Here is an 11,689-nt window from a genome sequence, read left to right as displayed (position 1 = left end):
TGGAAAGAATTATTTCGCGCTCAACGTCGTAAACTGCTGGAAGAAATAAGGGATCGTCTCAATACCCTTGTAATAGTTCTCCAGGTCATACTTCTCATTAGGAGAGTGCAGATTGTCATTGTCCAGACCAAAACCCATCAGGATCGTCTTCAATCCAAGCTCCTTCTCGAACAATGCCACAATAGGAATACTACCACCGCCACGTACCGGGATAGGTGCCTTGCCAAATGTCTCCTTGATAGCCTCACTGGCTGCCTTGAATGCAATATGATCAGTAGGCGTCACATATGGATTACCGCCATGATGCGCCGTCACCTTCACCTTCACCGATGCAGGAGCAATTTTCTCAAAATGTTTGGCAAACAGATCAGAGATCTCATGCCAGTCCTGATTAGGCACCAGTCGCATAGAGATCTTCGCAAACGCCTTAGATGGTAATACCGTCTTGGAACCCTCACCGGTATAACCACCCCAGATACCATTCACCTCCAACGTAGGACGGATACCCGTACGCTCGATCGTAGTATACCCCTTCTCTCCCCATACATCCGCAACTCCCAACTCCGCCTTATACGCCTCCTCGCTAAAGGGGGCCTGGTTCAATGCCGTACGCTCCTCCGCAGTCAACTCCTGCACATTGTCGTAAAAACCAGGAATAGTAATATGATTGTTCTCGTCATGCAAAGAGGCAATCATCTTGCACAGGATAGTAGCCGGGTTACCCACCGCACCTCCGTACACACCGCTGTGCAGGTCACGGTTAGGACCAGTTACCTCTACCTCCATATACGCCAGCCCACGTAAACCCGTATCCAGAGAAGGATGCTCCAGGCTGATCATAGAGGTATCAGAGATCAACACCACATCGCCTTTCAAACGCTCCTTGTTGTCCTTCAGGAAAATACCCAGGTTAGCACTGCCCACTTCTTCCTCACCTTCGATCATAAACTTAACATTACAGGGCAATGTGTTCGTACGGATCATCGTCTCAAACGCCTTCACATGCATGTAAAACTGCCCCTTATCATCCGCACTGCCCCGCGCATAGATCCTGCCGTCCTTAATAACCGGCTCAAACGGACCACTATGCCAAAGCTCCAGCGGATCCGGTGGCTGTACATCATAATGCCCGTATACCAACACAGTCGGTAGCGCCGGGTCTATAATTTTTTCTCCATATACAATAGGATGCCCCGCAGTAGGACATACCGCTACATTGTCAGCTCCTGCCTCTTGCAAACGCTGCTTTACCGCTTCCGCACATTTAATGGTGTCTTGATTATGGCGGGAATCCGCACTTACTGAAGGAATGCGAAGTAACTCCAGCAGTTCTTCCAGGAATCGCTCCTTATGTTGGCCCTGGTAATCTTTCCAAACTTGCATATCTAAAATATTAAGTTCATAATGGGGTGCAATTTAAGGGAATTTCCATTGCCCCAACATCACGTGTAACAATCCCTCCCATCAACCGTTACATGATCAGCACCGCCGCTTTATTGATAGCAACCTTCAGGGAACCATTAAATTTTCGCAGTGTATGAGATCCGTTTTTACTTACTTAATTATCCTGTTGATCACTGCCTCCTCCATCGGCTGCCAACCGGAGCGTGGCGCCAATTTCGACCCGTTCTTCCCCGTAAGTCCACCACCCGACTTCCGGCTCAAAGAATTGATTGTCAAACCCACCACCATCCAGCAGGACCAAAACATCCGGCACTACCAGCTCCATTATAATAACGCCAACAACCTCGACTCCGTCATCATAACCGAAGAAACACCCGGCACGCTCCGCGCAGGATACTATATCTCCTACGCCGGAGATAACCGCATCACAACAGTAGCCTATAAAGAAAAAGGAGAAAATGTAGCCACCGGCAACAAATACGTATATAACAACAACGGAAATATCATCGCGTACGACTACTGGGACACAGAATTATATATACTCACCCCCAAAATAGCCGCTATCCAAAGAGATGGCGCCGGCCGCATCACCGTACTCCCCGAAGGAGATTCCCTCTTCTACGACAATGGCTTCAACGTCGCCCGCATGAAACAAGCAGATGGTACCGTCGCCGCATACGAATATGAATACCGCGCTAACCCACTGTATTACGTACGAAACTGGTCCGCCATCCTCTTCAGAGAACCTTGGCTCTACCAACTCGCACTGTCCGCCAATAACGTCCACCTCATCTCACAAGGAAAAGACACCCTGGCTACCTGCAATAATAACTACGATGAAAAAGAAAGACTGATCAAAACAACGATCTCTGGCAGAAGAATAATCCCCGCAGCATCGATCAGCTATACCTACTACTGATTAGGATATCAGCTTCTGGCGAAGTAAAAATTCCAGCTTTTCATTTACATCCAGCAACTTGGCAGTGAGCTCCTTATTCTCCTTCCGCAGCGAATAAACCTCAAATGCCTTCTCGATATTATGCTTCAACTCCTCCTCATTCCAGGGCTTGGAAAAATACTTATACACCTGCCCCTTGTTGATCGCATCAATCACCGCATTAATATCCGCATACCCCGTCAGCAAAATACGGATCGGCTCCGGATACTTGTCCAGGATAGACTCAAAAAACTCTATACCCGTCATCTTAGGCATACGCTGGTCCGAAATAATAATATGAAATTCCTGCTCCTGCAGCAAGTGGGAAGCTTCTTCAGCAGAAGCGGCCGTAGATACACTATACATCCTCCTGAAGGAGGCTTTGAAAGCATTTAAATTGTGTATCTCGTCATCGATATAGAGAATATGGATGTGTTGTGCATTCATTTAGGCCCTTACTTAATTCCAAGTTAATAAAAATAAATGAGTTAGAAACAATGAAGCTGGTGTATTCTTTTATTACCTGGCAGCAGGAAACAGCCACAAAATTATACAGATTCATGCATAACTATGCGCTTTTTTTCGACAACGTGTATAACTTCTCCGTAAATGATACATTCTGTACTGTAATCGTTAATACCCCGTGTTTTTATGACCTCCACATGACCTGCCACACAGATAATTAAGCATATCATTTATTTATAACTAACCCCCTCCCCTAAAACAGTTGTAATTACTTCCGTTTATAGATGTCAAAAAAGTATCACCTGAGTTTATTGCTTTTTGCATAATTTCATGTACGTTTGAATAGCGCCTCGTAGAAAGCGCATTTAAATCACACTAAACCAACAGGATACATGGGCAGTATCCAGAGTCGAACCACAGGAAAAAAGTACTGGCAAGGTAGCTGTTACAGGCCCGGCAACAGCAGCCAGCCATAACAAGCAAATTGTTTCAGATGAAAAAAGGTATTATCGTTATTATCATCCTCGTATTATTGGGCATGTTCGGTTGCAGCAAATACAACGGTCTCGTAAAACAGGATGAGAATGTGAAAAATAAATGGGGTGCCGTACAAAGCCAGTACCAACGCCGGGCAGACCTGATCCCCAATCTCGTCAATACCGTAAAAGGTGCCGCCAACTTCGAACAGGAAACACTCACCAAAGTGATCGAAGCCCGCGCTAAAGCCACACAGGTCACCATCAACGCCGATGACCTCTCCCCAGAAAAAATCCAACAATTCCAACAAGCACAAGGTCAGCTCAGCTCCGCCCTCGGACGACTCCTCGCCGTAGCCGAAAGCTACCCGCAACTCAAAGCTAACCAGAACTTCCTCGACCTGCAGGCACAACTCGAAGGTACCGAAAACCGTATCACAGTTGCCCGCAACGACTTCAATAACGCCGTAAACGAGTATAACAGCAACGTACGTACTTTCCCGAATAACCTCGTTGCCGGCATCTCCGGATTCAAACAGAAAGGATACTTCGAAGCACAAGCCGGCGCAGAAAACGCCCCCAAAGTGCAATTCTAAAACCCTTTCCCCCGTGCCGGCATCAACTGCATCACAGCCGCCGCCGGCACGGGCAAACTTAATCCACATACAATGGGCATCTTCCCCTTCGGTAAAAAAGAATTACTGACAGAACCGGAAAAGTCCCGCCTCGTACAAGCCATACGCAGCGCCGAAAGACTCACCTCCGGAGAAATCCGCCTCTTCGTGGAAAGCCGTTGCGCTTTCGTCGACCCCATGGACAGAGCAAAAGAAATATTCCTCTCGCTCAACATGGAAAAAACAAAACAACGCAATGGCGTACTACTATACATCGCCCTCAAAGACCACCAGTTCGCAATACTGGGCGACCAGGGCATACACGAAAAAGTAGGCGACCAATTCTGGATGGAAGAAGCCAACCTCCTGGTACACCACTTCTCCAGGGCGGAAATAATAACAGGCATGGAAGCCTGCATCAAAGAAATAGGGGAGTCGCTCCAACACCACTTCCCCTACGAAGCCGGCGACGAAAACGAACTGCCGGATGATATCATCATCGGAAAATAATAGATAATGAGGGTACTACGCTGGTTATGTCTGGGAATGCTTTTATTAGTGGGAATCTCCACCTATGCACAACAAATACCCCCCAGACCCAATCCGCCCAAACTGGTCAACGACCTGGGCGGCGTATTGTTGAGAGAGGAAGCAGATGCCCTCGAACGTAAACTCGTCGCCTACAACGATAGCACCTCCTCACAGGTCGCCATCGTCACCGTCCCCACCACAGGAGACTACGATATCAGCGAATATGCCCTCAAAATCCTCAGAGACTGGGGCATCGGTACCAAAGAAAAAAATAACGGCCTCCTCATCCTGGTAGCCGTACAAGATCGCCGCGTCCGTATAGAAACCGGATACGGCATGGAAGGCGCCATACCAGATGCCATCGCCAACCGTATCATCGATCAGATCATCAAACCACAATTCCGCGATGGCCACTACTATCAAGGCCTCGACGATGCCATTGATGTCATCGCCAAAGCAGCGGCAGGCGAATACAAAGGCATCCCCCGCAAACCCAAAAGCATCGGCGGTGGCGGCGTTTTCGTCATCATCATCATTATCATCATCATCCTCGCCATTTCTAACAACCGCGGCGGCGGCGGTGGCACCACCATCAATCGCAGAGGCTGGGGCGGGTGGATACCCATCGGCGGCGGATTCGGTGGCAACAGCGGCGGCGGATGGTCCGGCGGCGGCGGTGGCGGTTTCGGTGGCTTCGGTGGCGGATCTGGTGGAGGCGGCGGAGCCAGCGGTAGCTGGTAATACCTCCGCTTTTGAACCCACGGCCCGGTAATTGTGTTAAGACGGGTGTAAAGCGCTAACTTATGAACTGTCTTCATGTCCTCAATGGCGATGCAACCCTCACCCAGTTCCGGGAAAGCGGCCTGCAAGGCCAGACCGTAGTCTGCCGGGAAATGATGTGCGAAGGAAAAGTCAAATATACCACCGACATGATGGCTTTCTTCGAAACCCGGGCCAAACACCTCGAATACCAATATGGTATCGATATGCAAACATACCATGCCAGCGTAGTCACAGAATTAGACAAACTAAACACAACACCGGATATCGACGAGATCGTCCTCTGGTTCGAATTCGACCTCTTCTGCCAGATCAACCTCCTCTTTATTTTACACTACCTGAAAACACAAAAGCCAGACTTTCACAACATCAGCCTGGTCTCCATCGACCACCACCAGGATATACCCGACTTCAGAGGCCTCGGAATGCTGTCCGCCAAACACTTCCCCCAACTCTTCGAAAACAGGGTATTCCTCGAAATACCAGACCTCGAACTGGCAGCCAGAGCTTGGGAAGCATACTGCCAGAAAGATCCACTTATGCTCGAAACTGTCAGCCACGTCGCCAACGATGGCGCCCTGGCACTGCTCGGCCCCGCTCTCAAAGCCCACCTCCAACGACTCCCCTCCAAACGGGATGGCCTCAACACCATCCAACGATTCTTCCTGCTCAAACTGGCATACGGCAACTACCGCTGGTACGACCTCTACTACCTCTTCTGGAACGAAATGAAAATATATGGCTTCGGCGACTTCCAACTGGATATATACCTCCAGCGAATGCTCAGAGCCGGCGTTATCGAACAAGTCGACCAAATGGTCACCATCACCGCCCTCGGCAGAGAAATCCTCCAAGGCGAAGAAAACTACCTCGACTATGTCCCCCTCCAACACCGGTGGCTCGGAGGCGTCCGGCTCCTCAACAGCCCCTGGAGATGGGACGAACTCGAAGATAAAATTATACAGGTCGCCTGATCCATTACCTCAAATAAAAAAAAGGGAAGCTCTTAACGAACTTCCCTTGTATAGACTAAAATTAAAAGCAACTATTCCTCTTCCTTACCACTCTCTTTCAACTCCTTGATCAATTGCTGCACATAGTCACTCTGCTGGGTCAACCCCTTGTCCGCCTTGTTCTTCGCAATAGGAGATAGCAACGTCACCAGGTAATTGTTCACCATCTTATTGTTGAATTGCTCCGCCATGCCACGGATCTCGTCTATACCCTTCTGGAAAACAGGCGTATCCTCCAGGTTAGCCAATACCTTCAGGTAAAGCACCGCCGCATCAAACTTACTCTGACCGGAGGCCTCCGCAAGCGCATGAGAGAAAAACGCCACATCCTTAGGATCAGCTTTTTTAGCATACACACCCGCAATAGCACTGTTAAGCGCGCCTTTAGAATCCTTCTCCAACTGCTTCGCCAGCCCATAACCCTTCTCTGTATCCAACTCAGATAACGCATTCAACGCCGCTCCAGCCACCGCATAAGACTTGTCCTTTACAGCCTGCTCAAACAATGCCACATTAGCCGCATCCTTTTGCTTACCCAACAACGTGATCGCTGCCGCACGTGCCTTTGACTGCGGATCGTTCTTCGCAATGTCGATCACAGTACTGTACACCGCTTCCTTCACCTTCGCATCCTTCAGGTTCAACCCCTTCAGCGCCATCGCACGCAACCCGTAGAACTTGTCTTTCAGCGCCGCCTGCAACGCCTTCAGCGCACTCGCATCAGTCGTCTGCTGCTTTAACAACACCTCTATCGCCTCCCTTCTGTCCAGGTACTGTGGCGCATGCATATACTGGAACACATAAGTGCTCAGATCCCGGTGATCATTCCGCTTGGCTAACACCACCTTGTCAGCATCCACATTCACAAAGTCCGGTTTAGTAGCATAAGAGAAAGTAAAAGTATCCACCTTGTTATACATCGTGATCTCATGCCTTTCCTTTTTACCGCCTGCATAAATATCCACAGCCATCGGCAACTGGAAGATCTTATCGCCCTTCTGCTGCTGCTGCAATATCACACGCACCGTCTTGGCCGCATCATCATACACATAGCTGATATCCAGCGTAGGATACCCCTGGCCAAAATACCATTGGTTGAAGAACCAGTTCAGGTCACGCCCCGTAACCTCCTCAAACGCCAGACGCAGATGATGCGCCTCCGTAGCCTTAAATGAATTAGTCTTCAGATATAGGTTCAGCGACTTGAAAAACGCCTCATCACCCACATAGTTCCGCAACATATGAAGAATACGACCTCCCTTCTGATAAGAAACCGCATCAAACATATCCTCCTTGTCATGATAGTGGAAACGGATCAGATCACGGTCACCAGCATACTGTACAAAATTCCAGTAGCTGTTCACCGCCTCATACCCGTGCTCATCTGCCATATCCTTACCATACTTCTGCTCAAACCACAGATACTCACTGTAATCAGCAAAAGACTCGTTCAACGACAAATTACTCCAGGACTCACACGTAGCCAGATCGCCAAACCAATGATGGAACAACTCATGTGCAATTACCGCCTCGCCAAACTTATCGTCCAGCAACTCACGGTCCGTCTGCTGCACAAAATCACCAAAGATAGTACCCGTAGTATTCTCCATAGCTCCCGACACATAATCACGGACTACCACCTGCGAATACTTCACCCACGGATAGTCTACACCCAATACCTTCGAAAAGAAAGTCATCATCTCAGGAGTATTGCCAAAAATGTTCTTGGCATAAGGAGCATACGCCTTCTCTACATAATAATTCACTTCCTTACCACGCCACTGGTCTTTCACAACGGCAAAGTCACCCACCGCCATCATAAACAGGTAAGGAGCATGCGGCAGATCCATCTTCCAGGTATCCGTACGCGTACCATCCGCATTGTTCTTCTGAGATACCAGCTTACCATTAGACAACGTTACATACTGCTTGTTCACCGTCATGCTGATCTCCTGCGTACAACGCTGGTTATTCTTGTCGATCGTAGGGAACCATACAGAAGAAGCTTCCGTTTCACCCTGCGTCCATATCTGTATCGGCTTCTTCGGATCCTTACCGTCCGGATTGATAAAGTATAAACCCTTAGAATCAGTAATCGCCGCACTGCCCTTCACTCCCTTCAACTCATCCGGCTTCGATACATAATCCACATATATCACATAAGACTCCGTACTGTTATAGGTCTTGTCCAGTTTTATAAGCACCTCCTTGCTATCATACTGGTACTTCAATGGTACATTTTTACCGCCTTTAACAACCGCTACCGCCTTAATGTCCATACCCTTGGCATCAAGCGTCAGAGAATCAGTAGCGTAAAAATGAGGACGCAGCGTAATCCAGGCCTTCCCGTACAGGTAACGCTTCGCATAGTCAAAACGTACATCCAGCTTGGTATGTACAAGGTCGTTGATTTTGGTAGGAGTGCTACGGTAGATCTTCAGCTTGGGATCATCCTGGGATTTTGTATCCCCGGACTGTGCCAGCACCGGCGAATACAATGCCAGCCCCGTCAAGCCTCCCAATAGCAGGTTAAATAGCGTGCTCTTAAGATGTGGATTCATGAAATCTATTTTAAACAAATCTAATTGCGAAAAAAGAAAGTAAGACGCCAAATTTAAACAAATGGACCAAATACAAGGTAAGTGGTTAAAAATGCTATTTTTGTTACGGTACAACAAGTACCGCCCATTTTATGATAAAAGCAATTGTAGACGGGAAAACGTCATTTAATATAGAAACTGGCGATCAGGTAACATGCAATGGCCAACAGGTAGCCTGGTCAGGAATAGAACTGCCGGGAGGTAACTTTAGCATCATACTCGATGGCCGAAGCTACGTAGCACAGGTCCTCCATATCAATAAAGAAACCAAAACCGCCGGCATTCAGATCGGACAACAGATATACGAAGTCAATATCGAAGAACCCATCGATCAGCTACTGGCCGCGATGGGTATCAAAGATGCACTCACCCGCAAAGTGAACGATATCAAAGCTCCCATGCCCGGCCTCGTACTAAAAATACTCGTAACGCCCGGACAGGAAATCAAAAAAGGCGACCCCGTCCTCATCCTCGAAGCCATGAAAATGGAAAATGTATTCAAATCCACCACCGACGCCGTCGTAAAAGATATTAAAGTCACAGAACGCACCGCAGTAGAGAAAGGAGAAGTATTGATAGTACTGGAATAATATTTGCATTATCCGGTTGTATAGCCACATTGCATTATGGGAAGATATTTTAAAAGAATTATATATGCACTGAGCCTCCTAGGGTTTATTACCTCCTTACAGGCACAGGATCAGCAGTATTACGTATATATTCAAAATGAAAAGCCTCAGCCTTTCTATGTAAAATATAATGGTAAACTGCTCAGCTCTTCAGATAGAGGTTACATCATATTATCCAAACTCGATGCCGGTACCACGCCCATCACCGTAGGCTTTCCCAAAAATGAAAGCCCCGAACAGGAATTTAAGATCAGGCTCGCCGGCAAAAACGACCAGGGATACCTGCTCAAAGCCGATGGCGATAAAGGGTATGCACTATATAACCTCCAGACTTTCCGGGTAACCAAAAACAATACTGAAACACCGCAGGAAACCGCCGCCACCGACAATACACCCGCGCCGGCCACAGAAGAGGATACCGCCAAAAAAGCAATGATGGCCTCCCTCCAGAAAGACCTGGAGACCTCCTTCAACGATAAAGCCCAGGTCAATGGCCCTCACAAAACAACAACAGACACCGCACCGGCAAAGAAGAGCGACAACCCCTTCTCCGCCGCCCTCGATAAAGTAGTAAGCGACGATCGCCCCTCCGATATCCCGGCAGCCCAACCCGTTACCACCGCACCGGTGGCCGGTACAGTAGTAGAACCTCCCTCCACAGAAGGAGAGGGGAGTAGCCGCAAATCCAAAAAGAAAAGGAAAGAAAAAGAACCACTCACCGCCGAAGAAAAAGCCATACTGGGAGATGTGATCGCGGAAGAACATAAAGAAGCCGCCGCAGCTGCCGTCACGACCGGCGATCCCGCCAACACAACTACTGCTGAGGAACCAGCACGCAAATCGCGTAAAGCAAAGAAAAAGAACGGTAACCCCGAATTCATCGAATTCGGCGAAGAGGCCGCCAAAACACCCACCGTCCCGGATGCCGCACCCGCCGCCGGCACCCTCCCCGTTACAACCGCTATCACCTCCGCTGGAGATAATAATACAGTGGTTAAAAGCAGCAGCAAAAAAGACCGCAAAAGAAAAAAGGTATCCGAATATCTCGGCGAACCAGAACATCCTAACAATATCATCACCGACAGCAGCGGCTATGGAGTAGGAGTGCAACCGGAAAGACTCACCTGGAAAGAACGTAGGAAAAAAGAACGGGAAGCCGCCCGCCAGCAAGATGCCAGTGCCGGCACTAACCTACCCGCCGGTACCATAACACCAGCTACCACCCCCGCAGAAAGCGATACTCCCAAAGAGAACGATAAAAAAAACAGCGCACTCAAAATGGTCAACTCCGATTGCGCCAACGTAATGGACGATGCCGCCTATCGTAAAGTACTCCGCCGCTTCGTCGCCGCCAAAGACGATGATGGCATGATCGACGCCTTCCGCAAGAATACAAAGAACTATTGCCTGGAAACCGCACAGATCAAAAGCCTCGTACAACTCCTGAGCACCGACGAGAATCGCTATAAACTGCTCGATCTCGCTTACCCTAAAGCATACGACTCCGAACAGTTCTCCTCCCTCTCAAGCCTGCTCACAGATAGCTACTACCAGAACCGGTTCAAGGCAATGGTCAAAAAATAATACACCCGCATATATATAACACAAGATATCACGGCCGGTCCGATGCTGAACCTACAGCTGGACCGGCCGCACTTTTTGTTTACTTTCGCGTCCGGAAGGTTATATATAGATATGAGGTATTTTATTGAGGTCGCCTACAAAGGCACCATATTTAATGGATTCCAGGTACAGGAGAACGCTCACACCGTTCAGGCAGAGATCGACAGGGCAATAAGCATATTGCATCGTACCACCATAGCAACCACCGGCTCCAGCCGCACAGATGCAGGCGTACATGCCCGCCAGAACTTCCTGCATTTCGACCTCGAACAACCCCTGCATCCACAATTCCTCTACAAGGTCAACGCCATCCTCTCCCCGGATATAGTACTCAACGCCGTCTATGAAGTGCCCGCCAACGCACACTCCCGCTTCGATGCCCTGGGCCGCGCCTACGAATACAGCCTGTATAAACATAAAGACCCCTTCCTGAAAGACCGCGCATACTACTACCCCTACAAACTCGACCTGCAGGCCCTCAACGAAGCCGCCGCCGTTATTAAGGAATATACCGACTTCTCTACCTTCTCCAAACGGAACACCCAGGTACATACCTTCAATTGCCAGATCCATACCTCCTACTGGGAAACAGCAGGCGATAGACTGGTATATTACGT

At 48.8% G+C, this 11,689-nt stretch carries 11 protein-coding genes (1 of these 11 only partly in view); 8 read left to right on the top strand and 3 right to left on the bottom strand.

The genetic code is table 11. The features are described 5' to 3' along the window. Positions 1 to 9: 9 nt before the first annotated feature. Complete coding sequence (locus KTO58_RS20590) at positions 10 to 1,383, bottom strand: dipeptidase (RefSeq protein ID WP_095837585.1); 1,374 nt, start codon at positions 1,381 to 1,383, stop codon at positions 10 to 12. A 154-nt stretch (positions 1,384 to 1,537) separates the two neighbouring features. Between KTO58_RS20590 and KTO58_RS20585 the strand changes: the two genes are divergently transcribed. After that, positions 1,538 to 2,323: a hypothetical protein gene (locus KTO58_RS20585; protein WP_095837586.1), complete on the top strand. Its 786-nt coding sequence runs from the start codon at positions 1,538 to 1,540 to the stop codon at positions 2,321 to 2,323. On the opposite strand, the gene KTO58_RS20580 is transcribed toward KTO58_RS20585, so the two are convergent. Then, entirely contained in the window at positions 2,324 to 2,788 is a 465-nt protein-coding gene (locus tag KTO58_RS20580; RefSeq protein WP_095837587.1) for a response regulator, read from the bottom strand. Positions 2,789 to 3,299: 511 nt separating this feature from the next. On the opposite strand from KTO58_RS20580, the gene KTO58_RS20575 reads away from it, so the two are divergent. From KTO58_RS20575 to KTO58_RS20560, 4 genes are all read left to right on the top strand, one after another. Further along, a complete protein-coding gene (locus KTO58_RS20575; RefSeq protein WP_095837589.1) occupies positions 3,300 to 3,878 on the top strand; it encodes a LemA family protein in 579 nt (192 codons plus the stop codon). A gap of 72 nt (positions 3,879 to 3,950) precedes the next feature. Further along, on the top strand, positions 3,951 to 4,406 hold the full coding sequence (locus KTO58_RS20570; RefSeq protein WP_095837590.1) for a TPM domain-containing protein: 456 nt from the start codon (positions 3,951 to 3,953) through the stop codon (positions 4,404 to 4,406). Positions 4,407 to 4,412: 6 nt separating this feature from the next. Further along, entirely contained in the window at positions 4,413 to 5,168 is a 756-nt protein-coding gene (locus KTO58_RS20565) for a TPM domain-containing protein (protein WP_095837591.1), read from the top strand. Between the two features lie 62 nt (positions 5,169 to 5,230). After that, on the top strand, positions 5,231 to 6,181 hold the full coding sequence (locus tag KTO58_RS20560; protein ID WP_095837592.1) for a hypothetical protein: 951 nt from the start codon (positions 5,231 to 5,233) through the stop codon (positions 6,179 to 6,181). A gap of 71 nt (positions 6,182 to 6,252) precedes the next feature. Here KTO58_RS20560 and KTO58_RS20555 read toward each other — a convergent pair whose 3' ends face one another. Next, entirely contained in the window at positions 6,253 to 8,781 is a 2,529-nt protein-coding gene (locus KTO58_RS20555; protein ID WP_095837593.1) for a M1 family aminopeptidase, read from the bottom strand. Between the two features lie 131 nt (positions 8,782 to 8,912). Here KTO58_RS20555 and KTO58_RS20550 point away from each other — a divergent pair, with 131 nt between their 5' ends. From KTO58_RS20550 to truA, 3 genes are all read left to right on the top strand, one after another. Next, positions 8,913 to 9,410, top strand: a complete 498-nt coding sequence (locus tag KTO58_RS20550) for an acyl-CoA carboxylase biotin carboxyl carrier protein subunit (RefSeq protein WP_095837594.1) — start codon at positions 8,913 to 8,915, stop codon at positions 9,408 to 9,410. Between the two features lie 36 nt (positions 9,411 to 9,446). Next, positions 9,447 to 11,033 carry a proline and serine-rich protein 1 family protein gene (locus KTO58_RS20545; protein ID WP_095837595.1) on the top strand — a complete coding sequence of 529 codons (1,587 nt, stop codon included), beginning with the start codon at positions 9,447 to 9,449 and terminating at the stop codon, positions 11,031 to 11,033. A gap of 111 nt (positions 11,034 to 11,144) precedes the next feature. Further along, positions 11,145 to 11,689, top strand: the 5' portion of a protein-coding gene (gene truA / locus KTO58_RS20540) for a tRNA pseudouridine(38-40) synthase TruA (protein WP_095841469.1). The gene runs 241 nt beyond the window's last position; only the first 545 of its 786 coding nucleotides appear in the window; it begins with the start codon at positions 11,145 to 11,147; the stop codon falls past the right edge of the window.

The organism is Chitinophaga pendula, assembly GCF_020386615.1.
In the GTDB taxonomy this organism is placed as follows: Bacteria; Bacteroidota; Bacteroidia; order Chitinophagales; family Chitinophagaceae; genus Chitinophaga; species Chitinophaga pendula.
Note: the sequence above shows the minus strand (reverse complement) of the source record. Positions and strands in the feature narration are given on the sequence as shown.